This is a genomic window from Variovorax sp. ISS6, assembly GCF_056523145.1.
Genome location: NZ_JAWRZC010000001.1, coordinates 6,843,256 through 6,868,780, shown reverse-complemented (window position 1 = coordinate 6,868,780; position 25,525 = coordinate 6,843,256). Strand labels below are relative to the sequence as shown.

The 25,525-nt window shown below is 70.8% G+C and carries 18 protein-coding genes; 7 read left to right on the top strand and 11 right to left on the bottom strand.

The features are described from left to right. Positions 1 to 19: 19 nt before the first annotated feature. From fdhF to AC1HIL_RS31725, 3 genes are read left to right on the top strand one after another with little or no spacing between them, the layout of a single operon-like run. Complete coding sequence (gene fdhF, locus AC1HIL_RS31735) at positions 20 to 2,896, top strand: formate dehydrogenase subunit alpha (RefSeq protein WP_479670842.1); 2,877 nt, start codon at positions 20 to 22, stop codon at positions 2,894 to 2,896. A gap of 19 nt (positions 2,897 to 2,915) precedes the next feature. Beyond that, positions 2,916 to 3,797 (top strand): formate dehydrogenase accessory sulfurtransferase FdhD, encoded by an 882-nt coding sequence (gene fdhD, locus AC1HIL_RS31730; protein WP_261217679.1) that lies wholly within the window; start codon positions 2,916 to 2,918, stop codon positions 3,795 to 3,797. Between the two features lie 42 nt (positions 3,798 to 3,839). Then, complete coding sequence (locus AC1HIL_RS31725; protein ID WP_261217677.1) at positions 3,840 to 4,142, top strand: formate dehydrogenase subunit delta; 303 nt, start codon at positions 3,840 to 3,842, stop codon at positions 4,140 to 4,142. A gap of 7 nt (positions 4,143 to 4,149) precedes the next feature. Here AC1HIL_RS31725 and AC1HIL_RS31720 read toward each other — a convergent pair whose 3' ends face one another. From AC1HIL_RS31720 to AC1HIL_RS31690, 7 genes are all read right to left on the bottom strand, one after another. After that, positions 4,150 to 4,485: a hypothetical protein gene (locus tag AC1HIL_RS31720; RefSeq protein ID WP_057590872.1), complete on the bottom strand. Its 336-nt coding sequence runs from the start codon at positions 4,483 to 4,485 to the stop codon at positions 4,150 to 4,152. Positions 4,486 to 4,601: 116 nt separating this feature from the next. After that, positions 4,602 to 8,693 (bottom strand): translocation/assembly module TamB domain-containing protein, encoded by a 4,092-nt coding sequence (locus AC1HIL_RS31715; RefSeq protein ID WP_479670841.1) that lies wholly within the window; start codon positions 8,691 to 8,693, stop codon positions 4,602 to 4,604. Positions 8,694 to 8,698: 5 nt separating this feature from the next. Further along, positions 8,699 to 10,642 (bottom strand): autotransporter assembly complex protein TamA, encoded by a 1,944-nt coding sequence (locus AC1HIL_RS31710; RefSeq protein WP_479670840.1) that lies wholly within the window; start codon positions 10,640 to 10,642, stop codon positions 8,699 to 8,701. A gap of 135 nt (positions 10,643 to 10,777) precedes the next feature. Next, positions 10,778 to 11,965, bottom strand: a complete 1,188-nt coding sequence (locus tag AC1HIL_RS31705; RefSeq protein ID WP_057590875.1) for a vWA domain-containing protein — start codon at positions 11,963 to 11,965, stop codon at positions 10,778 to 10,780. Positions 11,966 to 11,984: 19 nt separating this feature from the next. After that, entirely contained in the window at positions 11,985 to 12,572 is a 588-nt protein-coding gene (locus AC1HIL_RS31700; RefSeq protein ID WP_057590876.1) for a GNAT family N-acetyltransferase, read from the bottom strand. Between the two features lie 23 nt (positions 12,573 to 12,595). Continuing rightward, positions 12,596 to 12,844, bottom strand: a complete 249-nt coding sequence (locus AC1HIL_RS31695) for a hypothetical protein (RefSeq protein WP_261217665.1) — start codon at positions 12,842 to 12,844, stop codon at positions 12,596 to 12,598. Between the two features lie 13 nt (positions 12,845 to 12,857). After that, positions 12,858 to 13,712: an AAA family ATPase gene (locus tag AC1HIL_RS31690; RefSeq protein ID WP_057590878.1), complete on the bottom strand. Its 855-nt coding sequence runs from the start codon at positions 13,710 to 13,712 to the stop codon at positions 12,858 to 12,860. 150 nt (positions 13,713 to 13,862) lie between these two features. Here AC1HIL_RS31690 and AC1HIL_RS31685 point away from each other — a divergent pair, with 150 nt between their 5' ends. Beyond that, complete coding sequence (locus tag AC1HIL_RS31685; RefSeq protein WP_057590879.1) at positions 13,863 to 14,558, top strand: c-type cytochrome; 696 nt, start codon at positions 13,863 to 13,865, stop codon at positions 14,556 to 14,558. Positions 14,559 to 14,644: 86 nt separating this feature from the next. Here AC1HIL_RS31685 and AC1HIL_RS31680 read toward each other — a convergent pair whose 3' ends face one another. The 3 genes from AC1HIL_RS31680 to pcaH form a co-directional block, all read right to left on the bottom strand. Beyond that, on the bottom strand, positions 14,645 to 15,919 hold the full coding sequence (locus AC1HIL_RS31680; RefSeq protein WP_479670839.1) for an MFS transporter: 1,275 nt from the start codon (positions 15,917 to 15,919) through the stop codon (positions 14,645 to 14,647). Positions 15,920 to 16,411: 492 nt separating this feature from the next. Next, on the bottom strand, positions 16,412 to 17,026 hold the full coding sequence (pcaG, locus tag AC1HIL_RS31675) for a protocatechuate 3,4-dioxygenase subunit alpha (RefSeq protein WP_057590881.1): 615 nt from the start codon (positions 17,024 to 17,026) through the stop codon (positions 16,412 to 16,414). A gap of 23 nt (positions 17,027 to 17,049) precedes the next feature. After that, a complete protein-coding gene (gene pcaH, locus AC1HIL_RS31670; protein ID WP_057590882.1) occupies positions 17,050 to 17,766 on the bottom strand; it encodes a protocatechuate 3,4-dioxygenase subunit beta in 717 nt (238 codons plus the stop codon). Between the two features lie 122 nt (positions 17,767 to 17,888). Here pcaH and AC1HIL_RS31665 point away from each other — a divergent pair, with 122 nt between their 5' ends. Then, positions 17,889 to 18,872, top strand: a complete 984-nt coding sequence (locus AC1HIL_RS31665) for a LysR substrate-binding domain-containing protein (protein WP_057590883.1) — start codon at positions 17,889 to 17,891, stop codon at positions 18,870 to 18,872. Between the two features lie 95 nt (positions 18,873 to 18,967). Here the strand turns inward: AC1HIL_RS31665 and AC1HIL_RS31660 are convergent, their stop codons facing one another. Next, on the bottom strand, positions 18,968 to 19,402 hold the full coding sequence (locus AC1HIL_RS31660) for a DUF1841 family protein (protein WP_479670838.1): 435 nt from the start codon (positions 19,400 to 19,402) through the stop codon (positions 18,968 to 18,970). 541 nt (positions 19,403 to 19,943) lie between these two features. On the opposite strand from AC1HIL_RS31660, the gene AC1HIL_RS31655 reads away from it, so the two are divergent. Both AC1HIL_RS31655 and pal read left to right on the top strand, forming a co-directional pair. After that, positions 19,944 to 24,836, top strand: coding sequence for a hypothetical protein (locus tag AC1HIL_RS31655; protein ID WP_479672454.1), 4,893 nt, complete (start codon positions 19,944 to 19,946; stop codon positions 24,834 to 24,836). 89 nt (positions 24,837 to 24,925) lie between these two features. After that, positions 24,926 to 25,432, top strand: coding sequence for a peptidoglycan-associated lipoprotein Pal (gene pal / locus AC1HIL_RS31650; RefSeq protein ID WP_057594320.1), 507 nt, complete (start codon positions 24,926 to 24,928; stop codon positions 25,430 to 25,432). The last annotated feature ends 93 nt before the right edge of the window (positions 25,433 to 25,525 follow it).

Sequence of the window (25,525 nt, the reverse complement as noted above, 5' to 3'; positions counted from 1 at the left end):
CCCCAGAGAAAGCAAAGACATGTTGAACCATCTCAAGGAAACCGACTACGGCACGCCCAAGCGCGAATCCGAGCGCGAGGTCACGCTGGAGATCGACGGCACCGAGGTCACGGTGCCGGCCGGCACCTCGCTGATGCGCGCGGCCGTCGACGCCGGCATCCAGGTGCCCAAGCTGTGCGCCACCGACAGCCTCGAGCCCTTCGGCTCGTGCCGGCTGTGCCTGGTCGAGATCGAGGGCCGTCGCGGCTTCCCGGCCTCGTGCACCACGCCGGCCGAGGCCGGCATGAAGGTGCGCACCCAGACGCCGAAGCTGCAGGACCTGCGCAAGGGCGTGATGGAGCTCTACATCTCCGACCATCCGCTCGACTGCCTGACCTGCTCGGCCAACGGCAACTGCGAGCTGCAGGACATGGCGGGCGTGACCGGCCTGCGCAACGTGCGCTACGGCTTCGACGGCGCCAACCACATCAAGAGCGAGAAGGACGAGTCGAACCCGTACTTCACCTACGACCCCTCCAAGTGCATCGTGTGCAACCGCTGCGTGCGCGCCTGCGAGGAAACCCAGGGTACCTTCGCGCTGACCATCAGCGGCCGCGGCTTCGAGTCGCGCGTGTCGCCGGGCCAGGACCAGCCCTTCATGGAATCGGAGTGCGTGAGCTGCGGCGCCTGCGTCGAGGCCTGCCCCACCGCCACCCTGCAGGAGAAGTCGGTGATCTGGCTCGGCCAGCCCGAGCACAGTGTGATCACCACCTGCGCCTACTGCGGCGTGGGCTGCGCCTTCAAGGCCGAGATGAAGGGCAACGAGGTGGTGCGCATGGTGCCGTGGAAGGACGGCAAGGCCAACGACGGCCACTCCTGCGTGAAGGGCCGCTTCGCCTGGGGCTATGCCTCGCACCAGGACCGCATGCTCAAGCCCATGATCCGCCAGAAGATCACCGATCCGTGGCAGGAGGTGAGCTGGGACGAGGCGATCAACTACGCGGCCGGCGAGTTCAAGCGCCTGCAGGAAAAGTACGGCCGCAACGCCATCGGTGGCATCACCTCCTCGCGCTGCACCAACGAGGAAACCTACCTGGTGCAGAAGCTGGTGCGCGCGGGCTTCGGCAACAACAACGTCGACACCTGCGCCCGCGTGTGCCATTCGCCCACGGGCTATGGCCTGAAGCAGACGCTGGGCGAATCGGCCGGTACGCAGACCTTCCAGTCGGTCGAGAAGTCCGACGTGATCATGGTCATCGGCGCCAACCCGACCGATGGCCACCCGGTGTTCGCCTCGCGCATGAAGAAGCGGCTGCGCCAGGGCGCGAAGCTGATCGTGGTCGACCCGCGCCGCATCGACATCGTGAAGTCGCCGCACATCCGCGCCGCGCATCACCTGCAACTGCGCCCCGGCACCAACGTGGCGGTGGTCACGGCGCTGGCGCACGTGATCGTGACCGAAGGCCTGATGGCCGACGAATTCGTGGCCGAGCGCTGCGACACGGCCTCGTTCGCCGAATGGAAGGCCTACGTCGAGCGCCCCGAGCAGTCGCCCGAGGCCACGGAAGCCTTCACCGGCGTGCCGGCCGCCGAGATGCGCGCCGCCGCGCGGCTGTTCGCCACCGCCGGCAACGGCGCCATTTACTACGGCCTGGGCGTGACCGAGCACAGCCAGGGCTCGACCACCGTGATGGGCATCGCCAACCTCGCGATGGTCACCGGCAACGTGGGCCGCGAGGGCGTGGGCGTGAACCCGCTGCGCGGCCAGAACAACGTGCAGGGTTCGTGCGACATGGGCTCGTTCCCGCACGAGCTGCCGGGCTACCGCCACGTGTCGGACAGCACCACGCGCGGTTCCTTCGAGGCCGCCTGGGGCGTGCAGCTCGATCCCGAGCCGGGCCTGCGCATTCCCAACATGTTCGACGCCGCGATCGGCGGCAGCTTCAAGGGCCTGTACTGCGAGGGCGAGGACATCGTGCAGTCCGACCCCAACACCCAGCACGTGGCCGCCGCCATGATGGCGATGGAATGCGTGGTGGTGCAGGACATCTTCCTCAACGAGACCGCCAAGTACGCGCACGTGTTCCTGCCGGGTTCCTCGTTCCTCGAGAAGGACGGCACCTTCACCAACGCCGAGCGCCGCATCTCGCGCGTGCGCAAGGTGATGCCGCCGAAGGCCGGCCTGGCCGACTGGGAAGTCACGGTGAAGCTGGCGAACGCGCTCGGCTATCCGATGAACTACAAGAACCCCGAGGCGATCATGGACGAGATCGCCGCGCTGACGCCGAGCTTCCATGGCGTGAGCTACAAGCGCATCGACGAGCTCGGCAGCATCCAGTGGCCCTGCAACGACGCGGCGCCCGAAGGCACGCCGACCATGCACATCGACAAGTTCGTGCGTGGCAAGGGGCGCTTCATCGTCACGCAGTACGTGCCGACCGACGAGAAGGTCACGCGCCGCTTCCCGCTGCTGCTGACCACCGGGCGCATCCTGTCGCAGTACAACGTGGGCGCGCAGACGCGGCGCACCGACAACAACATGTGGCACGGCGAGGACCGGCTCGAGCTGCATCCGCACGACGCCGAGGAACGCGGCGTGAAGGACGGCGACTGGGTCGGCATCCAGAGCCGCGCGGGCGAGACGGTGCTGCGCGCGACGGTGTCCGAGCGCATGCAGCCGGGCGTGGTCTACACCACCTTCCACTTCCCCGAGTCGGGCGCCAACGTGATCACCACCGACAACTCCGACTGGGCCACCAACTGCCCCGAGTACAAGGTGACGGCGGTGCAGGTGATGCCGGTGATGCAGCCTTCGGCCTGGCAACAGGAGTACAGCCGCTTCAACCGGGTGCAGAACGAGCTGCTCAATGCGGCCTCGGCGCCCTCGCCCTCGAACGAGACGGTGCCCGCGAAGTAGGGCAGGAGAGCGCAGCGCCATGAACATCGCCACCCTGCCGCTCGCGAGCGCCGACACGGCCGCTTTCTGCGAAGGCGCGCGGCTGCTGCCGGTGCGCGGCGTGCGCGGCGGCCAGCCGTTCGCGGTGCAGGACTGGGTGGCCGAGGAAGTGCCGGTGGCGCTCGAATACAACGGCATCTCGCACGCGGTGATGCTGGCCACGCCGCTCGACCTGGAGGACTTCGCGCTCGGCTTCTCGCTGAGCGAGGGGATCCTCGATGCGGCGCACGAGCTCTACGGCAGCGAGATCGAGAGCGCCGAGCGCGGCATCACGGTGCGGCTCGAGGTCTCGGCGGCCGCGTTCGCGCGCCTCAAGCAGCGGCGCCGCTCGCTGGCCGGGCGCACCGGCTGCGGCCTGTGCGGCACCGAGAGCCTGGCGCAGGTGGCGCGCGAGCTGCCGGTGCTGGCCGCGGGGCCGTCGTTCGAGCGCGCCGCGATCGGTCGCGCGATGGCGCAGTTCCAGTCGCTGCAGACCCTGCAGGAAGCCACGGGCGCGGTGCATGCCGCGGCCTGGTGCTCGGCCGACGGGGAGGTGTCGTGGCTGCGCGAGGACGTGGGCCGCCACAACGCGCTCGACAAGCTGGTGGGCGCGCTCGCGGCCAACGAGGTCGATGCCGCGGCGGGCTTCATCGCCGTGACCAGCCGCGCGAGCTTCGAGATGGTGCAGAAGGCCGCGATGGCCGGCGTCTCGCTGCTGGCGGCGGTGTCGGCGCCGACCTCCTTCGCGGTCGAGACCGCGCAGCGCGCCGGGCTCACGCTGGTGGGTTTCGCGCGGCGCGAGGACCTGGTGGTCTACTGCCATCCGCAGCGCCTGCCGGCCGACACGGTGCCGGCTGCGGCGAACGGGCAGCGCCCGCATTGATGACGAACAACCTCACGACGACAACGAGCGGAGACACAGCGCATGCATGACCAGTCGGTGCAATTGATCAAGATGGCCAACCAGATCGGCACCTTCTTCGAGGCCCAGACCCCGTCGGACGCCGGCGCGGCCACGCAGGCCATCGCGGCGCACCTCAAGTCCTTCTGGGCGCCGAGCATGCGGCTGGCGCTGGTGGAGAGCTTCGACCAGGGCAAGGCGCAGGCGATGCTGCCGATCGTGGCCACGGCCGTGCGCGACCACCGCGCCAAGCTGATGCCCGATGGCGGGCACATGGTGGCGGAGGCGAAGCTGCTCTATCCGCAGGGCGGCGGCGACGCCGGTTGAAACCCCGCTAAACCGCCGCGTGCGACAAGGCCTTCGCCTCGCGCCGCTCGGCATTGCGCGCGCGGCGCCGCTCGTGCGCCTGCAGCAGCGCTTCGTAATAGAGGCCCAGCGGCATCGCCACGAACACCATGCCCGCGACGTAGATCACGAGGCTGGCGATGGGGAAGCTGTCGCCGCCCCAGTGGGGAACGGAGGCCGCCGCGGCGATGGCCGCGACGACCGCGATCGCGGCGCGGAAAGCGCCGCGCAACCAGGCGATGCGGGTTTCGTCACCCTGCGGTGCATCGTCTGCCGGACGGTCTGATGCCGTGTTCCTCCCGCCTTTGTCTCCGTGCTCGTTCATCGTCGGCTCCTTGGAAGGCGTCTTCGATGATTCTTATCACGCGCCATCGCGGGGTCAAGATCGAAGTCCCGTACGAGACGCGGCTTCGCGCATGACGCGCGCGCCGCATGCGAACCTCAGTCGTACTTCACGGTGTAGATCAGGTCGAGGCCGCTGGTCTGCCCGGCCTGGCCGCGCAAGGTGAGGCGCTGCGTGAGGTCATAGAAGATGAACAGCGTGCCGAAGGTGCCGCCGATGCTGCGCTCGTAGGTGACGTAGAAGTCCTTCGACAGCCGCTTGCCGAAGGTGACGGCGGAATCGCGCACGTCGCCGCCGCTGCCCGGGCCCTTGAAGCCCAGTTCGTCGAGGCCGAAGCGGCTGGCCAGGCTGCCGCCGCTGGCGCCCTTGCTGATGCGCCCGAGCAGCGAGAGCGCGGCCTGCTGCAGCAGCGCCGATTCGCCGCCGCTGGTGGCCGAGGCGCGGCCCAGCACCACCCACGACAGCGTCTCGGCGTCGGACAGCGCGGGCTCCGAATAGAGCTTCACGCGCGGCGACTGCGCGCTGCCGCTGATCTGCACGCCGGCGCGCTGCGTGATGTTGGGCCGGATCGCGAGGATGTCGAGCTGCGGGTTGTCGTAGGGGCCGTTGAAGCGCGCGATGCCGGTCTCCACGTCGAGCTGCTGGCCGTAGGCGCGGTACTGGCCCTTCACGGTCTTCACCTCGCCGGTGATGCGCGGCGGCGCGTCGAGCCGCGTGCTGCGGATGTCGAGCTGGCCCTCGAGCCGGGTCGTGATGCCGCGGCCCTGCACCGCGAAGTCGTCGCCGAGGTCGAACTCGACCGAGATGTCGGGCGGCTTCGCGGTCTGCGGCTTCGCGGCCTGGGCCGCCTGCGCATCGCTGCGCGCGGCCTCGCGCTCGCGCGCCTCGGCCGCCTCGCGGTCCTTGGCGGCCGAGCGCACCACCACGTCGCTGCCGAGGCTGGGCGCGGTCTCGTCGGGCAGGATGATCACGGCGCGGTCGGTCTTGAGCTTGCCGCGCACGATGAACTGCCGGTTCTCGAGCCGCGCCTGCAGGTCGCCCGACAGCGTGACCTGGCGGTCGGTGCGCACCAGCACGCGCAGCGCGCGCAGCTCGGCCTGCAGCGCCATGCGGATGCCGGGCGCGCCGGCGGTGGTGCCAGCGCCCGACCAGTTGAGCTCGCCGCGCGCGCTCAGCGTGCCGCCATCGGCGCCGGCCTCGCTGGCCGCGGTGCTGCGGTTGCCGCTCTGGCCCGCGATGCGGGCCGTGCTGCCGGCGCCGCCCTTGAGCGTGAACTCTGCGATCTCGACGCGGTCGCCCGACAGGTTGGCGCGCAGCCGGCCGTCGCGCAGGTCCAGGCCCTCGACCGGCGCGCGCAGCGCCAGCTTGTCGGCGCCCAGCGTGCCGTTCCAGCGCGGCGCCGCGCGGCTGCCCGAGAGCGTGGCGTTGGCGTCGAGCGTGCCCGCCACGCGCCAGCCCGGCGGCGCGAGCATCGACCACACGCCGAGGTTCGGCAGCCTGGCGGCGACGCGGCCCGTGAGCGGCGCATCGGGCGCCCACTGCCAGCCGCCGGCGCGCTGCTGGAAGCGCGTGCCGGCCTCGGCATCGATCTGGCCCGCGCGTTCGCTGTCCCAGGCCAGCGTGGCGCGCACCGCCTCGCCCTGGGCGTCGAGCCGCAGCTCGGCACGCCGCAGCCCGGCCGGCGTGCTGGGGCTCAGGCCGGCCTCGCTGGAATTCATCTTGCGTTCGCTCGCGGTGCCGGTACCGCGGCTCTCGATGCGCGTGATCAGCGCGGCCTCGCCGGCCTGCACGCGGATGTCGCCGCTCTGGCGCGCGAGCCGGGCCTGGGCGCGCAGCGTGTCGCCGGCATCGATGTCCCAGTCGCCGTCGAAGACCAGGTCGCCGCTGATGCCGAGCTCGCCGAAGGTGGTGCTGGCGCCGAAGGCCTCGGCCCAGGACATCGGCAGGCCCTTGAGCTCGCCCTTCGACTGCACGCGGAACACGCGGTTGGCGGCGGCGCCGCTCTGGCTGAAGCGCAGCGGCTGCCAGTCGATGCGCACCGTGCCGGGCACGGGCCCGCGCAGGGCGGCGCCGGCGGCCGAGGCCTCGACCTCGAGGCGGTCGCCGCCGGTGCGCACCGTGGCCGTGACCTCGCGGCCGAGCTCGAGCACCCAGGGCGATTTCTGCGTGGCGGGCTGGGCGCTGTCCTGCGCCTGCAGCCGCAGGCTCGCGAGCGCGGCGCGCCATTGGCCGGCGCCCGCGAGGCCGCCGCTGGCGCGCGTGTCGAGCACCAGCTTCTGCGTGCCGGTCGCGGCTTCGCCCTGCAGCGACAGCGTGGCCTGCGCGATGCTGCCCGCGAGCTCGGCGCGCAGCGCGCTCAATTGCACCTGGGTTGCGGCGGCGCCGGCCTGGGCCGCGGGCAGCTGCAGGTCGAGCCTGGGCACCGCGAGGCTGGCCTTCAGGCTCGGTTCGGCGTTGCCGCGCGCGAGCGGCGCGGCGGGGTTCTGCAGCCGGCGCTGGAAGTTCTGCCAGCCGCCCTGCCAGCTCGCGTCGAGCCGGGCCGAGCCCTTCGCGGCGCGGCCCGCGAACAGGCCCGCCATCTCGGGCAGGCTCTCGATCCAGCGCTGCACGGCCTCGGTGTCGTCGATGCGGGCCTTGAGTTCGCCCGTGCCCTGCGTGGGCGCCATGCGGGCGTCGACCTGCGCCTCGGCGCCGGGCATCGCGAGCTTGAGGTTGCCGCTGCCGGCCTGCTCGGCCACGCGCACCTGCAGCTTGCCTTCGACGCTGGCGCGCTGCGCATCGACGCGCAGCGTGCGCAGGTCCAGCACCTGGTCCTTCCACTGGCCCTGGGCCAGCACGCGGTCGAGCCCGAAGCCCGGCAGCGCCTTGCTGCCGGCGCCGCCCTCGGCGCGCAGCGCGAGGTCGAAGCCGATGCCGCCGTTGTCGCCGTCGCGCTGCTGCGCGGTGACGCGGCCGCTGATCGGCGCGCCCGAGAGTTCGCTGTACAGCGCGCCCAGCCGCACGCCCTGCACGTCGGCGCGCGCCTGCCAGGGCGCGGGCGCGGGGCTCCAGCGGCCCGCGGCGTCGATGCGGCCGCCGCCCGCGCGCAGCGTGGCCTGCGGGATGTCCCAGTGGGTGCCGTCGTAGCCGACCTGGGCCTGCAGCTGCTCGAGCGGCAGCTTGCCCTGGTCCCACGGGCCGGGCCGCGCGTTGCGCAGGTCGGCCTGGGCCTTCCAGGCGGCGGGGCCGGTGGCGGCATCGGGTTCGAGCGCGACGCTGCCGGTGAGCAGCGTCTGCGGCGCGCCGGGCCACAGGCTCGACGCATCGACGTTGCGCAGGTCGGCCTTGGCCGCGATCACGGGCTGCGGCTGCCAGGGTGCGAGGGTGGCCGCGAGCTTGGCCTCCATCGGGGCGTCGGCATCGGGCTCGGCCGGCGCGAGTTCGGCCTGGACGTTCAGGCGCGCGTCGGCGCCCGCGAGCGTGCCCTGGATGCCGGCCTTGGCCAGCACCTCGAGGCTGCGTTCCTCGGGCAGCGGCGCCTTCACGCGGCCGTCGAGCGTCGCCTCGATGGCCATCGGCGCCGCGCCCTGCAGCTTCACGCGCGCGCTGTAGTGGCCCTCGGCGATGTCGACGCCGTCGACGTCGAGCTTGTGTTCGCCGCCGGTGTAGCGGTAGTGGCCCGCGAGCCGTTGCGCCTGCAGCGCGGGCGGGCCGGCCCAGCGCAGGTCGTCGATGCGGAACGGCAGGTCGACCTCGACCGGCAGCACGATCTTCTCGAGCGGTTCGGCGGGCTTGTCGCTCGGTGGGCCGCGGCGTTCGATCAGCAACTGCGCCGCATGCACCTCGCCGAGCTGCACCTTGCGCTCGAACAGCGGCGCGAGCTGCCAGCCGATCTTCGCCTCGCGCACCTCGACCGCGAGGCTCTCGCTCTGCCAGCGCAGCCAGCCGATGCGTCCGCCGGTGCGCAGCGAGCCCGTGACCTCGCGGCTCTCGAGCGTCTGGCCGGCCGGCAGGTAGGCCGCGGCCTTGGCGAGCGCGAAGGCCAGCGACTGGTTCGAGCCCAGCCACCACCAGGCGGCGCCGAGCACCAGCAGCAGCGCGACGAACAGGCCGGCGATGGTCCAGGCCAGCGCGCGCAGGGCGCGGCGGGTGCGCGAGCGCCGGGCCGGCGGCGTCGGTGGAGTGGGGGTCTCGGTCGCTGCGCTCGCCATCGTGCTCAGAAGGTGAAGCCCAGCCGCACGTGCAGCCGGAACTTGCGCGTGTCCACGCCATAGGCCAGGTCGGCCTGCACCGGGCCGACCGGGCTGCGCCAGCGCGTGCCCACGCCCACGCCGACCTTGGGCTTGAGCTCGCTGGGCTTGTCGGCCACCGCGCCGGCATCGACGAACACCACGCTCTCGAAGTCGGTGAGCTTGTCCTTGTAGACGAAGGGGCGCTGCCACTCGAGGCTCAGCACGCCGAGGTAGCGGCCCGCCACGGTCTGGCCGTCGGTGCGCACGGTGCCGATGTCGCGATAGCCGTAGCCGCGCACGGTGGTGTCGCCGCCGGTCAGGAACATCAGGGTGGAGGGAATCTGCGCCGACTCCTTGCCGACCACCGCGCCGGCCTCGGCGCGCAGCTGCAGCCGGCTGCGGCGCGCCAGCGTGGCGGCGTCCTTGTCGTCGGCCCGGCCGATCGGCACGATGCCGAGCCAGCGCGCGTAGGTGCGCGTGAACGGCGACTGCTGGCCGGTCAGCGTGTAGCCCGCGGCCAGCTCGAGCGCGAGGGCCCAGCCGCGCCGCGGTGAGCCGTTGTCGTCGAAGTAGCGTCCGGTCCAGCCCCAGTTGGCGGTCACGGCCGAGGCCGAGGGCGGGGCGTCGGTGCCGCGGTTGGTCGCGTAGTCGTACTGCAGGAAGTAGCTGCGGTCGATGTGGTCGCTGGTCTTGTTGCGCCCGCCGCGCAGCCGGCCGCTGTCGACCACGTAGCTGCCCGACTGCTCGCTCTTGAGCTCGGCGCCCGAGAACCAGCGCCAGCCGTCGTCGCCGGGGATCGCCTTCCACTCGGTGCCCAGCGACTGGATGTCGCGGTCCACCGACAGCCGCGACACCGCGCGCCAGCCCAGCAGCGGCAGCTGGTTGTGGATGTGGTCGATCGACAGCCGCGGCCCGTTGTCGGTGGTGAAGCCCACGCCCAGCACCACTTTCTGCAGCGGTGCCTCGCGCAGCTGCGCGATCACGGGCGCGGCCAGCGGCGTGCCGCTTTCGGTGTCGAGCGTGAGGAACACCGAGTCGAAGTAGCCGCTGCTGGCCAGGCGCTGCTGGGCATCGAGCAGCTTCTGCTGGTCGTAGTCGGCCCCGCTGGGCAGTTGCGCGATGCGGCGGATGCCGTCGGCGCCATAGCGCTGGTTGCCGCGCAGCAGCAGCGGGCCGAACTTGTAGGCCGGGCCCGACTGGTAGGTGGCGCTCAGGCGCGCCTCGTGGCGGTCGGCGTCGACCTCGGCGCGGCTGATCTCGATGTTGCCGGTGGGAAAGCGCTTGGCCGTGAGGCTGCGCAGCGCGACGCCCTTGGCATCGTCCCAGGCCTGCTGGGTGAAGGGCTGGCCGGCGCGCAGCGCCCAGGCGGTGCGGATGGTGTCGCGTTGCGACTCGGCGGCCGGGTCGTCGGCGATCGGGCCGGCATAGCTGATCTGCACGTTGCTCACGGTCGTGATCTCGCCGGGCTCGACGGTGACCACGATCTCGCGCGGCGCCTTGTCGCTCGCGGGCGTCTCGTGCAGCTCGAGCGTGAGCGCGGGCGTGAAGTAGCCCAGCGTGGCGAGCAGCTCGCGCGCATTGGTCTCGGCCGCGACCATCAGGCGCGAGATCTCGGTCGCGCCGAGATCGTCGAGCGTCTTGTAGCGCTGGATCTCGAGATGCAGCGAGAGGTACTCGCGCACGCTGTCGGGGCCGCGCACGTCGACCGAGAAGGCATCGCGGCGCTTGCCGTCCTTGCCCTCCCTCTCGCTGTCCGTGGACGCGCTGGCCGCGCGGTCGCCGCCGTCGCTGACCAGCGCGGGGGTGGACGCGGCCGAGTCGCCCGCGTCCTTTTTCGGCAGCAGGCTGCAGCCTTGCAGAAGCAGGACCCCGGAAAAAAGCAATGCCGGCCAAAACGCCGGCAAGACGACACGAACCACCCTGACCATGGGCGACGATTCTGACAGCATGACCCGGCGCGTCCATGTCGGACGCGTTCGGATACATGGATGTGCGGGCCGAGGAGCCCGCGCGGCCGGGGCTCGGGGGCCGTCAAGGCCCGGTATGCCGGCAGGTCTTTTCGGCTACTTGGAGAGCAGCCGCATCGCCTCTTCGAGGCCGCGCAGGGTCAGCGGGTACATGCGGTTGGACATCAGCTGCTGCATCACCGAGATGCTCTGGCGGTACTGCCACACGCCCTGGGGCTCGGGATTGATCCAGGCGAACTTGGGGAAGGCGTGCGTGAGGCGCTGGATCCACTCGGCGCCGGCTTCCTCGTTGTTGTATTCGACGCTGCCGCCGGGCTGCAGGATCTCGTAGGGGCTCATGGTCGCGTCGCCCACGAAGATCAGCTTGTAGTCCTTGTTGTACTTGCGCAGGATGTCCCAGGTCGCGAACTTCTCCGAGAAGCGGCGGCGGTTGTTCTTCCACATGAAGTCGTAGACGCAGTTGTGGAAGTAGTAGAACTCCAGGTGCTTGAACTCGGTCTTCACGGCCGAGAACAGTTCCTCCACGCGCTGGATGTGCTCGTCCATCGTGCCGCCCACGTCCATCAGCAGCAGAACCTTGACGTTGTTGTGGCGCTCGGGCCGCATCTTGATGTCGAGGAAGCCGGCATTGGCCGCGGTCGAGTGGATGGTGTCGTCGAGGTCCAGCTCTTCCTCGTGGCCCTCGCGCGCGAACTTGCGCAGCCGGCGCAGCGCGACCTTGATGTTGCGCGTGCCGAGTTCCTGCGTGTCGTCGTAGTCCTTGTACGCGCGCTGGTCCCAGACCTTGACCGCGCTCTTGTTCTTGCCGGCACCGCCGATGCGGATGCCCTGCGGGTTGTAGCCGCCGTGGCCGAAGGGCGAGGTGCCGCCCGTGCCGATCCACTTGCTGCCGCCCTCGTGGCGCTCCTTCTGCTCCTCGAAGCGCTTCTTGAGCGTCTCCATGAGCTCGTCCCAGCCCATCTTCTCGATCTTGGCCTTCTCCTCGGCCGAGAACTCGCGCTCCAGCGTCTTGCGCAGCCAGTCGAGCGGCACTTCCTTGGTGAAGTCGGTCAGCATCTCCACGCCCTTGAAGTAGGCGGCGAAGGCCCGGTCGAACTTGTCGTAGTGCTTCTCGTCCTTCACGAGCGCGGTGCGCGAGAGGTAGTAGAAGTCGTCGAGGCCGTAGGCGTCGTCGGAATTCGGGCCCACCACGTCGGCCTGCAGCGCCTCGAGCAGGGTCAGGTATTCCTTGACGGAGACCGGCAGCTTGGCCGAGCGCAGGGTGTAGAAGAAATCGATGAGCATGGGACGCTCCTTGGGGGTTTCAGTCGCGCGGCTTGTCCAGCAGGTAGAGCAGCTGCGCCTTGACCTCGGGCCACTCGCCCGCGCGCAGGCTGTACATCACGGTGTCGCGGATGGTGCCGTCGCGGCGCATCGCGTGGCCGCGGATCACGCCGTCCTTCTTCGCGCCCAGGCGCTCGATCGCGCGCTGCGAGGCGTGGTTGAAGTTGTCGGTGCGCCAGCCCACCACGTTGCAGCCCAGGGTGTCGAAGGCATGCGTGAGCATCAGCAGCTTGCAGGTGGTGTTGACGTGGGTGCGCTGGCAGCGTTTCGCGTACCAGGTGTAGCCGATCTCCACGCGCTTCACGGCCGGCAGGATGTCGTGGAAGCTGGTGCTGCCGAGCACGGTGCCGGTGGCTTCCTCGGTCACGGCGAAGGCGAAGCGGTCGGCGGTCTTGAGCGCGGTCTCGATGTAGGCGCGCGTGTCCTGCGGCTCGGGCACCGAGGTCACGCGCAGCTTCCAGAGCTCGCCATCGGCGGCCGCGGCGCGCAGGCCGTCCTCGTGCGCGAGCGCGAGCGGCACCAGCGCGAGGCCGCGCGACTTCAGGGTGACGGGTTCGACGAAAGCCATGGTTGCGCGGTGTCTCGTGTCGTTCAGGGGGCCGGCTTGCCGTAGCGCCGGTCGTACCAGGCGCGCGCGAGCTGCACGCCCGCGCCGCCGCCGAGGCCGATCAGCAGGATGCCGAAGATCTCGCGGTTGCCGTAGCCATTGGGGCCGAAGGCATCGAGGCCGAAGTACAGGCCGACCCAGCGGCCGAGCAGCGCCCCGGCGACGAACAGCACGGCCTGGGCCACGCCCAGCACCAGCAGCTGGCCGACGGGAGGCGATGGCCGCACAGGCATGACCGGCGCCGCCTCAGCGGTTGTTGCGCTGCATGAAGACCAGCTTCTCGAACAGGGTCACGTCCTGCTCGTTCTTGAGCAGCGCGCCCACCAGCGGCGGCACGGCGACCTTGTCGTCCTTGCTCTGCAGCGCCTCGAGCGGGATGTCCTCGGCCACCAGCAGCTTGAGCCAGTCGAGCAGCTCGGAGGTCGAGGGCTTCTTCTTCAGGCCGGGCAGGTTGCGCACGTCGTAGAAGGTCTTCATGGCCGCGGCCAGCAGTTCCTGCTTGAGGCCGGGGAAGTGCACGTCGACGATGCTGCGCATGGTCTCGGCATCGGGGAACTTGATGTAGTGGAAGAAGCAGCGGCGCAGGAAGGCGTCGGGCAGTTCCTTCTCGTTGTTCGAGGTGATGAAGACCAGCGGACGGTGCTTGGCCCGGATCAGCTCGCGCGTCTCGTAGCAATAGAACTCCATGCGGTCGAGTTCGCGCAGCAGGTCGTTCGGGAATTCGATGTCGGCCTTGTCGATCTCGTCGATCAGCAGCGCCACCGGCTGCTCGGCCGTGAAGGCCTGCCACAGCACGCCCTTGACGATGTAGTTGTGGATGTCGCGCACGCGCTCGCCGCCATCCAGGTCCTTGAGCTGCGAGTCGCGCAGGCGGCTCACCGCGTCATACTCGTACAGGCCCTGCTGCGCCTTGGTGGTCGACTTGATGTGCCACTGCAGCAGCGGCAGGTTCAGCGCCTGGGCCACCTCCTCGGCCAGCATGGTCTTGCCGGTGCCGGGTTCGCCCTTGACGAGCAGCGGGCGCTTGAGGGTGATGGCGGCATTGACCGCGAGCATCAGGTCCTGTGTCGCGACGTAGTTGTCTGAGCCCTTGAATTTCATGCGTGAACGGGAGGCAGTGGTGGAGAAAAGAACACACTCGATCGGCAAGGTGCGTCGTTCGGGTCGGCCCGCACCGGCTCCCGCGAGAGCCTTGCATATAATCGAAAGTTGGTTCGAAAAACGGTATCTCCACGAGATTGTGCGCGCAAAATGAACAAGTTGTTGACCACGATGTTTGCCCTTGCTGTCGCTTGCGGGACGGTGTCGGTACAAGCCCAGCAAGTCACTGGCAAGCCCCAGGACGGCGCCAAGAAGGTCCAGATGTGCGTGGGTTGCCACGGCATCATCGGCTACCAGGCCAGCTTCCCTGAGATCCACAAGGTGCCGATGATCGCGGGCCAGAGCGCCACGTACATCACGGCGGCGCTCACCGCCTACAAGGGCGGCGACCGCAAGCACCCGACCATGCGCGCGATCGCCGACACGCTCACCGAGCAGGACATCGCCGACCTCGCCGCCTACTACAGCCAGCTCGGCGTGAAGGAAGGCGACGCTCCCCCGGCCGCGCTGGCCAAGCCGATGCCCGAGAACATCCAGGCGCTGATCAAGAAGAACGGCGAGGACAACAGCTGCACCAAGTGCCACGGCGCCAACTTCAACACCCCGAACGACGGCACCGTGCCCAAGCTGGCCGGCCAGCATGCCGACTACCTGTTCGTGGCGCTGAAGTCCTACCGCGTGAAGAACAACGTCCACCTCGGCCGCTCGAACGCCGTGATGGCCGGCCAGGTCGAGCCGAAGAAGTTCAGCAACGCCGAGCTCAAGACCCTCGCGAGCTACATCGCCTCGGTGCCGGGCGAGCTCAAGACGGTGCCCGAGTCGCGCATCCACCACGCCGAGAAGTAACGGCGGGCGAGCCGGCTCGCCGGCCCTGCGCAAGAAGCAAAAAGCCCGCGGACGCGGGCTTTTTGCTGTCCGGGAGGCGGGCGTGCTCAGTGCCCGGCCACCGCCCCGGCGCCCCGGCCGGCGTCCGCCGCATGCGGGTGCACCACCTGCTTGACCAGCAGCGCCACGGCCGCGATCAGCGCCGGCACCGCCAGCACCGCGAAGATCTGGGCGAAACCCAGCTGCCGGCTGGCCAGCTCGGCCACCAGGAACGAACCCGCGATGCCGCCGAAACGGCCCAGGCCCAGCATCCAGGCGATGCCGGTGGCGCGGCCCTGCGTCGGGTAGAAGGCCGCGGCCAGCGCCGGCATCGAGGACTGCGCGGTGTTCATCAGCGTGCCGCCCAGCAGCACCGTCAGCACCAGCGCCGCGAGGCTGCCGAGCGACTGGCCGATCAGGTAGACGCTGACGGCGGTCAGCGCATAGCCGGTGGCGATCACCAGGTTGGCGTTGAAGCGGTCCATCAGCCAGCCGAAGAAGATGGCGCCCACGCCGCCGAGCGCGAACAGCGCCGAGATCACGGTCGCGGTCTGCGGCGGCACGCTGGCCTCGCGGAACAGGATCGGCATCCAGTTGATCATGGCGTAGAAGATCACCAGCCCCATGAAGTAGGCGATCCACAGCATGGCCGAGCCCACGAGGTAGCGCGGCGAGAGCACCAGCGCGAGGCCGCCGCCGCTGCCGTCCACGGGCGCCGGGCCGGCCTCGGTCAGGGTGAAGGCGCGCGCCTGCGCGGCGCTCTCCGAGATGCGGCGCAGCACGGCGCGGATGCGCTCGGCGGCGTACTTCTTCGCGACCATGTAGCGCGCCGACTCGGGCAGCAGCACCGCCATCAGCAGCACCAGCAGCAGCGGCGCGATGCCGCCGAGCACCAGCACGCTGCGCCAGCCCAGGTGCGGGATCATCCAGGCCGCGAGGAAGCCGCCGAGCGCCGCGCCCAGCGGGAAGCCGCAGAACATGGTGTTGGTGATGGTGGCGCGCCGGTGGCTCGGGCAGTACTCGCTCATCAGCGTCACCGCGTTGGGCATGGCCGCGCCCAGGCCGAGCCCGGTGACGAAGCGCAGCCCCACCAGCTGCGGCATGTTCTGCGAGAAGGCCGAGGCCAGGCAGCCCAGGCCGAACACCAGCACCGCCCCGACCAGCACGCGCTTGCGGCCGAGCCGGTCGGCCAGCGGGCCGGCCAGCAGCGCGCCGGCCGCGAGCCCGAACAGCGCCGCGCTGAGCACCGGCGCGAGCGCCATCTTGCTGGCGCCCCATTCGCTCGCGAGCGAGGGTGCGATGTAGCCGATGGCCGAGGTGTCGAAGCCGTCGAGCAGCACCACGAGGAAGCTCAGCGCGAAGATGCGCCACTGGAAGGCCGAGAAGGGATGCCGGTCTAGGGCCTGTTAACACGATGCAAGGGGTCGCGAAGCTCGCCAAAGCCCGCCCATCAAGGCGCGCGACGACGCGTGTGCGTGCGCACACGCTAGGAGCGCAACGCCGAGGGGCGGGCTTTGGCGAGCTTCCCTCCGGGTTGCCCCGCAAAGGGGCCGTCTGCGGCGTTGCCCGCGCTTGCAAGGCATCAGCCTTGCTGCGCGCGGGCGCCTTGCATCCAGCCCCTTTGCGGGGCAACGCGACCCCTTGCATCGTGTTAACAGGCCCTAGAAGGACTGGACGTCCAGGGAAGCCGAGGGGGATGACATGCGTTGCTCCGTGTTGGAATGGTTTTGCGTTGCGCAGCGGCGAGCGCGCGGCCGCCTTGCGGCTGCCGCGCTGTAAAGAAGAAGTCCGGGTACGAAAAAGCCGGCGCGGTGGCCGGCTTCGGGTTCAGGCGCTCAGACGTCGAAGAAGGCGGTTTCCTCCGCCCCCTGCATGCGGATGTCGAAGCGGTAGCTCACCGCGCCGCCGCGCTCGATGCGCTGCGCCACCAGCGTGTGGCGGCGCTCGGCCGGCACGCTCTGCAGCACCGCGTCCCTGGCGTTGGCCTCGGCCTCGTCGCTGAAGTACACGCGCGTGAAGGCATGCAGCAGCAGGCCGCGCATCAGCACGATCACGTTGATGTGCGGCGCCTCGCCGGGCGACTCGGCGCCGGGCTTCACGGTGTGGAACACGAAGCGGTTCTGCGCGTCGGTGCCGGTGCCCACGCGGCCGAAGGCGCGAAAGCCCAGTTCGCGCGCCTGCGCCGGCGTCTGCGGATAGCGGCCCTCGCCGTCGGGCTGGCTGATCTCGACCAGCGCGTCGTTGATGGCATTGCCGTCGCCGTCGATCACCCGGCCCTCGAGGCGGATGCGCTCGCCGGCGGCGTCGTCCAGCGCCAGCACCGCGTCGAAGGGCTGGTCGAAGTCGTAGCCGTACTGCGTGGCGGTGAGGCCGTAGGCGAAGTAGGGGCCCACGGTCTGGGAGGGCGTCTGGCCGAAGTCGGCTTCCTGGGCGCTCATCAGTTTGCTCATGGCGTGTCTCTTTCCTTCTTCGCTCAGCGGTTCTCGAACGGCGTCTCGTCGGCGCCGCGCAGCACCATGTCGAACTGGTAGCCCAGCGCGTAGCCTTCCTCGGTGATGTCGAGGCTGAAGTCGGCGATCAGCCGGTTGCGGTAGCGCTCGGGCGTGCCGGTGACCATCGGGTCGTACTGCAGCAGCGGGTCGCCCGGGAAGTACATCTGCGTGACCAGGCGGCTCGCGAAGCTCTGGCCGAACAGCGACAGGTGGATGTGCTGCGGGCGCCAGGCGTTCGGATGGTTGCCCCAGGGGTAGGCGCCGGGCTTGATCGTGAGGAAGCGGTAGCGACCCTCGCTGTCGGTCAGGCAGCGGCCCGCGCCGAGGAAGTTGGGGTCCAGCGGCGCATCGTGCTGGTCGACCTTGTGCACGTAGCGGCCCGAGGCATTGGCCTGCCAGAGCTCGACCAGCGTGTTGGCCACCGGGCGGCGGCGCTCGTCGAGCACCTGGCCCGTGAGGATCATGCGTTCGCCCAGCGGCTCGCCGTTGCGGCGCGCGTTGCGCGTGAGGTCGTGGTCGAACTCGCCGATGCTCTCGTGGCCGTAGACCGGCTGCTGCAGCTCGCCGAGCGAGGCCTTGAGCGGGATCAGCGGCTTCTGCGGACCGCGCTTCACGGTCGACTTGTAGCCGGGGTAGACGTAGCTGGGATGGGCGTCCCAGTCACGCGGGGTGAGCTGGGGCTGGGTCTTGGTCAACATGCCTGTTGTCTCCTGAATCGTGGGACGGACCGGGTCCGGATGGGCGAATTCTGGAATCGCGCTTCGATGATGTAAATTGAAGATTGATTCGATTTCAATAACCACTGGTAATTAAATAGGCGATGACGAGCGACCTGCGGCTGGACTTCGTGCGCAACGTGCAGCTGCGCCACTTGCGCTGCCTGGTGGCGGTGGCGCAGGAGCGCCACCTGGCGCGCGCGGCCGAGCGGCTGGCGCTGAGCCAGCCCGCGGTGTCGAAGACGCTGTCGGAGCTCGAAGGCATCGCCGGTACGCGGCTGGTCGAGCGCGGCAGCGCCGGGCGGCGCGGCGTGCAGGGGCTCACGCCGGCCGGCGAGCAGCTGCTCGCGCATGCACGGAAGGTGCTCGAGGCGCTCGATGCCAGCGCCGAGGCCATCGCGCCCACGGCCGCGGGGCGCGTCGAGCGGTTGCGCATCGGCGCGCTGCCCAGCGTCGCGCCCGCGTTGCTGCCGGCCGCGCTGGCACGGCTGCGCGGCCTCTGGCCCGCGGTGCAGGTGGTGGTGAAGAGCGCGGCCAACCCGGTGCTGCTCGACGAGCTGCGCGCCGGCGAGCTCGACCTGGTGGTCGGCCGCATGAGCGATCCGCGCCAGATGGGCGGCCTGAGCTTCGAGCTGCTGCACACCGAGCCGCTGGTGTTCGCGGTGCGCACCGGCCATGCGCTCGCGCACCGGCCGGTGTCGGTGCAATCGGTGCTCGACTATCCGCTGATGGTCTACGGCGAGGGCACGATCCCGCGCCACAACACCGAGAGCTTCCTGTCGGCGCGCGGCCTCGCGCTGCCGGCCAACACGCTGCAGACGCTCGACGTCGCGCTGGCGCGCGCGCTGGTCGCGCTGTCGGATGCCGTGTGGATCACGCCGCTGGGCGCGGCGCGCGGCGAGCTGGCCGACGGCCGCATGGTGCGGCTGCGCATCGACACCGCCGGCACCGAGGAGCCCGTGGGCCTGCTGTTGCGCAGCGATGCCGAGCCCTCGGCACTGCGTACCGCGATGGCGGGGCTGCTGCGCGAGGCCGCGAAGCCGCAGGGCTCGCTGCCGGCGCGGCGGCGCGGGGCGTCGGCGGGGTAGGGGGCGGGTGGCCGCCGCCGGGCCGCCCCAAGGCGGCCGCGTCTCCCCCTCGGGGGGTGGAGTTACACGACCGAAGGGAGTGAATAGCCGGGGGGCTAATCTTTGGTCGCGCGGCGTTGAACGCAGGCGACATAGCCTTCGCCATCGGGCGGGCGCCCCGCGCGCTGGCTCTCCCACATCATCTGCCCCAGGCATTCCATCGCCTCGTGGTGCGCATCGAGCAGCGAGCCGCGGCGCGCGGCCAGCAGCTCGACCGCCTGACGGATGCCGCGCGGCTGGTCGATCGAGCACTGCTCGCTGATCGACAGGTGCATCGACAGATGCAGGAACGGGTTCTCGCGGCCGTTCGATCCGTCGTAGACGCGGGCCACCGCCGCGTCGGCGTCGGCCAGGTCCTCGTGGTATTCGGGGTGTGCCTCGATCCAGCCGGCGGCGATGGTTTCGAGCGCTTCCATCGGCAGGCCCTGGCGGTGCTTGGCGTAGACGTCGCAGAAGAAGCGGCGCACCTCTTCCTGGGTGGGGTTGAACATATATAGATAGGCAGAGAAAGAAGCGGAAGGGACGCAGGCCGCGAGGCCGTGGCCACGTGCGCGGCGATGACGCGTAACGCAGGTCCGTGGCGCTTGCGCGTGTCGGCCGAAGACCCCTGGGGTCGGGCCGGCGTTCCGGGACACACACGTTACATCGTTACGTAACGAATCGAAAAAAGACCTCGGTGAAAGCCCTCGCGAACCGTTTCGCGAAGGACTGATTTGGAAGAAAAAACCAAGCAAATCAATGAGTTGCGGCGGTCGATGGGCAGTGGGTGCAAGGCCTGGAAAAAGCGGCACGCAAGTTGCCCCTGTAGTTCCATCTTTTGTCACAGAGGCCGCCATGACTGCACCACAAGCATCGTCCCCCTCGACCGCAGGAACTGCCGATAACGGCGTTGCTCCAGTGGTCATCGCCCAGGCCACCGCAACGCCGATCGCTCCCATGGGCTCGGCACCGGTGGTCGCACCCGCAGCGCCCGCCGCGACGGCGCCCGCCAGCATCGGATCGCTATCCAATGCTACGCCGGGCACGGTCGTGATGCGCGATGGCGTGTCGATTCCCGTCGACGGCGGCCACTCGCTGATGGCCGGCGATCGCGTGATCGTTCCCGACGGTGGCCAGGCCAACGTCCTGTTCCCCGGATCGGCCGGCAACAAGGCGCCGCTGGCCGGCGTCTTCACCGGCGGCACCGATGCCACGGTGGGTTCCACCAAGCTGCCCGGCGGCCTCGAGCAGGTCAACGTCGACGTGGCCTCGGGCGACCTGCAGGTCACGCCGCCCGACAGCGATGCGGATGCCGCCGCGCTGGCCGTGACCAAGAAGCTGGCTGCCGGCAGCGGCATCGGCCTGGGCGAGTTCGCCCTCGGCGCGCTGGGCGCCGCCGCACTGGGTGCCGCGCTGAGCGGCGGCGGTGGCGGCGATGGCGGTTTCATTCCTTTCCTCGTTCCTGGCGGGACCGGTGAATCGGATGCCGATGCCGACGCGGACGCCGATGCGGACGCCGATGCCGATGGCGATGCGGACGCTGATGCCGATGCGGACGCTGATGCCGATGCGGACGCTGATGCCGATGCAGATGCGGACGCCGATGCCGATGCAGATGCGGACGCCGATGCCGATGCGGACGCCGATGCCGATGCCGATGCGGACGCCGATGCCGATGCCGATGCCGATGCCGATGCCGATGCCGATGCGGACGCCGATGCCGATGCCGATGCCGATGCGGACGCCGATGCCGACGCCGACGCCGATGCGGACGCCGATGCCGATGCGGACGCCGATGCCGATGCCGATGCGGACGCCGACGCCGATGCCGATGCGGACGCCGACGCCGATGCCGATGCCGATGCCGACGCTGATGCGGATGCCGACGCTGATGCGGATGCCGACGCGGATGCCGATGCCGATGCCGATGCCGATGCCGACGCTGATGCCGACGCCGACGCCGACGCCGACGCCGACGCCGACGCCGATGCGGATGCGGATGCGGATGCGGATGCGGATGCTGACGCAGATCACCTCCTCGACCCGGGCAACGGCCTCGTCGACCATGTGATCGACGCCGTGGACGACACCCTCGGCCTGGGTGGCGCGCTCGACCCGGTGAAGCCGGTGGTCGATGGCGTCACCGACCTGCTCGACGACGTGCTCGCGCCGATCGTCGGCGAAGAGTTCACGCCCGACGATCCGAACGAGTTCGACCCGGTCGACACGGCCGTGGACAACCTGACCAACGGCGTGGGCGGCGCGGTCGCCCCGGTCGTCGATGCCCTGCTGGGCAACGGCGTGACCGATGCGCTGATCGGCTCGCTCAACGGCCAGGTCGACTACGTGACCGACGCCCTGGCGAATGGGCTCGAGAACGTGCTGGGCAGCGATGGCCTGCTCGGTGGCGTGACCACCGGCCTGGGCATCGACGGCGTCGTCGACGGCCTGCTGGGCACCGACGGCACCATCGGCCAGGTGGTCGATGGCCTGCTCGGCGAAGGCAGCCTGCTGGGCAGCGCGCTCGGCGAAGACGGCGTCGTGGGCCAGCTGCTGGGCGACGATGGCCTGGTCGGCGGCCTGATCGGCGAAGGCACCGCGGTCGGCAGCCTGCTCGATACCCTGGTGGGTGACGGCGGCCTGCTCGGCGGCGTGGGTGGCGAAGGCGGCCTGCTGAGCGGCCTGCTCGGCCCGGCCCTCGGTTCGGACGGCCTGCTGGGCAGCCTGATCGGCGACGACAGCGCGCTCGGCGGCCTGCTCGGCGACGACGGCCTGGTCGGTGGCCTGCTCGGTTCCGACGGCGTGCTCGGCGGCCTGCTGGGCAGCGCGGGCCTCACCGGCGGCCTGCTCGGCGAAGGCGGCCTCGTGGACAGCCTGCTGGGCCCCGATGGCGTGGTCGGCGGCCTGCTGGCCGACGGCCCGCTGGGCGGCCTGCTCGGCGGTGAAGACGGTCTGCTCGGCGGCCTGCTGGGCGACGACGGACTGCTGGGTGGCTTGCTGGGCGACGACGGCCTGCTCGGTGGCGTGCTCGGCGACGACGGTCTGCTCGGTGCCGGCGGTCCCCTGGGCGGCCTGCTGAGCGACGACGGCCTGCTGGGTGGCCTGCTCGGCAATGACGGGCTGGTCGGCGGCCTGCTGGGCGACGATGGCCTGCTCGGCGGCGTGCTGGCCGACGACGGCCTGCTCGGTGGCCTGATCGGCGGCGACGGCCTCGTGGGCGGCCTGCTCGGCGATGACGGCCTGGTCGGCGGCCTGCTGGGCGACGACGGCCTGGTCGGTGGCCTGCTGGGTAGCGACGGCGTCGTCGGCGGCCTGCTTGGCGACGGTGGCCTGGTGCAGGGCCTGGTGGGTCCGGACGGTCTCGTTGGCGGCCTGCTGGCCGACGACGGCCTCGTCGGTGGCCTGCTCGGCGATGACGGCCTGGTGGGCGGTCTGCTCGGCGGCCTGCTCGACGGCATCGGCGGCGGCGGTGGTGGCACGGGCGCGCAACTGCTCGACCCGACCGACAGCATCGTCGGCGGCCTGGTCGACGGCCTCAACGACGGCCTGCTCGGCGAGCTCGGCCTGGGCGACGTGCTCGCCCCGGTGGTCGGCCTGACCGACAGCCTGACCGACACCGTGAGCGGCCTGCTGGGCCCGGTGCTCGGCGACAGCTTCACGCCGAACGACCCGAACGTGCTGGACCCGGTGGACGACCTCGTGGGCCAGGTCACCGATGGCGTGGGCGGCCTGCTGAGCCCGCTGACCGACCAGCTGCTGGGCGCCGGCACGACCGACGCGCTGCTGGGCGCGGTGGGCACGCAGGTCGACTTCCTGACCGATGGCGTGGCGAACCTGATCGGCGGCGATGGCCTGCTGGGCGGTGTCCTGGGCGATGACGGCCTGCTGGGCGGTCTGCTTGGCGGCGACGGTGGTCTGCTGGGTGGCGTGCTGGGCGATGACGGCCTGCTGGGCGGTCTGCTTGGCGGCGACGGTGGTCTGCTGGGTGGCGTGCTGGGCGACGACGGCCTGCTGGGCGGTCTGCTTGGCGGCGACGGTGGTCTGCTGGGTGGCGTGCTGGGCGACGACGGCCTGCTGGGCGGTCTGCTTGGCGGCGACGGTGGCCTCCTGGGTGGCGTGCTGGGTGATGACGGCCTGCTGGGCGGTCTGCTTGGCGGCGACGGTGGTCTGCTGGGTGGCGTGCTGGGCGACGACGGCCTGCTGGGCGGTCTGCTTGGCGGCGACGGCGGTTTGCTGGGCGGCGTGCTGGGCGACGACGGCCTGCTGGGCGGTCTGCTTGGCGGCGACGGTGGTCTGCTGGGCGGCGTGCTGGGCGACGACGGCCTGCTGGGCGGTCTGCTCGGTGGCGACGGTGGTCTGCTCGGCGGTGTCCTGGGTGACGACGGCCTGCTGGGCGGTCTGCTCGGTGGCGACGGCGGCCTGCTTGGTGGCGTGCTGGGTGATGACGGCCTGCTGGGCGGTCTGCTCGGCGGCGACGGTGGCCTGCTCGGCGGTGTGCTGGGTGATGACGGCCTGCTGGGCGGTCTGCTTGGCGGCGATGGTGGTCTGCTGGGTGGCGTGCTGGGAGACGACGGCCTGCTGGGCGGCGTGCTCGGTGGCGACGGCGGTCTGCTGGGAGGCGTGCTCGGCGACGACGGTCTCCTGGGCGGTCTGCTCGGCGGTGACGGCGGCCTGCTCGGCGGCGTCCTTGGCAACGACGGCCTGCTGGGCGGCGTGCTTGGCGGTGACGGCGGCCTGCTCGGCGGTGTCCTGGGCGATGACGGCCTGCTGGGTGGCGTGCTCGGCGGTGACGGCGGCCTGCTCGGCGGCGTCCTCGGCGACGGCGGCCTGCTGGGTGGCGTGCTCGGTGGCGACGGTGGCCTCCTGGGCGGTGTCCTGGGCGATGACGGCCTGCTGGGTGGCGTGCTCGGCGGTGACGGCGGCCTGCTCGGCGGCGTCCTCGGCAACGACGGCCTGCTGGGCGGCGTGCTTGGCGGTGACGGCGGCCTGCTCGGCGGTGTCCTCGGCAACGACGGCCTGCTGGGTGGCGTGCTCGGCGGTGACGGTGGCCTGCTCGGCGGCGTCCTCGGCAACGACGGCCTGCTGGGTGGCGTGCTCGGCGGTGACGGTGGCCTGCTCGGCGGCGTCCTCGGCAACGACGGCCTGCTGGGCGGCGTGCTTGGCGGTGACGGCGGCCTGCTCGGTGGCGTCCTCGGCAACGACGGCCTGCTGGGCGGCGTGCTCGGCGGCGACGGCGGCCTGCTGGGCGGCGTGCTCGGCGGCGACGGCGGCCTGCTCGGCGGCGTGCTCGGCGGCGACGGCGGCCTGCTCGGCGGCGTCCTCGGCGACAGCGACGGTGGCCTGCTGGGTGGCGTCCTTGGCAACGACGGCCTGCTCGGCGGCGTTCTCGGTGGCGACGGCGGTCTGCTCGGCGGTGTCCTCGGCGGCAGCGACGGTGGCCTGCTGGGTGGCGTCCTTGGCAACGACGGCCTGCTGGGCGGCGTTCTCGGTGGCGACGGCGGCCTGCTCGGTGGCGTCCTCGGCGGCAGCGAAGGCGGCCTGCTCGGTGGCGTCCTCGGCAACGACGGTCTCGTCGGCGGCCTCCTGGGCAACGACGGCCTGGTCGGCAGCCTGCTCGGCTCGCTCGGCGGCGACGGCCCCGTGGCCAACATCCTGCAGCCGGTGACCGATGTCGCCAGCGGCCTGAGCACCACGCTCGCCCCGGTGGTCGACACGCTGACCGGCGCAGGCTCCGGTGCCCTGGCTCCGGTGACCGACATCCTGGCGGGCGCCTCGGGTGCCGCGGCCCCGGTGGTCGAGCCGGTGGCCAACGTGCTGGACAGCGTGGACCACGCCCTGGGTACCAACCTGGCCCAGTCCGTGACCCCGATCACCAGCCAGGTCGAGCACACGGTGGGCAACGTGGTGACCCCGGTCACCAACATCCTGCACGGCCTGCTGGGCTGATCCGCTCACGCGGACAGTGGACGGAAAAAGAGAACGAGCAGCAGAAGAAAGGACGGACCGGCGACGGTCCGTCCTCTGAAAGGAACGGTATGAAGACGAGTTTCCGGATACTGGCCATCGCAGCGCTCGGCGCCAGCCTGGTGGCCTGTGGCACCGCGCCCAAGCCGGGTCGCGACGACGCGACCTACTACTACTCCAACAAGGGCGCGAGCGCGGTCGCCAAGGTCGAGCCGCCGCCCCCGCCGCCGGTGCAGAACGGCCCGGCCGGCGTGTCGAAGATCGTCTACTTCGACTTCGACAAATACGACATCAAGCCCGAATATCGCGGCATCGTCGAGGCGCACGCCAGCTTCCTGCGCAACCGCCCGACGAGCCGTGTCGTGCTCGAAGGCCACACCGACTCGCGCGGTGGCCGCGAATACAACCTCGCGCTGGGCCAGCGCCGTGCCGAAGCCGTCCAGCGCGCCCTGACGCAGCTGGGCGTGCCCGCCGAACGGCTCGAAGCCATCAGCTGGGGCATGGAAAAACCCGCGTCGCTTGCCAACACCGAGGAGGGCTACCAGCTCAATCGCCGCGCCGAATTCAGCTACCGCTGAACCAGGGAACTGCGATGCCTTCGATGGCAGCTCCCGGTCTTCCGAGTCATCGCGGCAACGCATGACGAAGACGACCGGTTGCCCGTTTTCGAC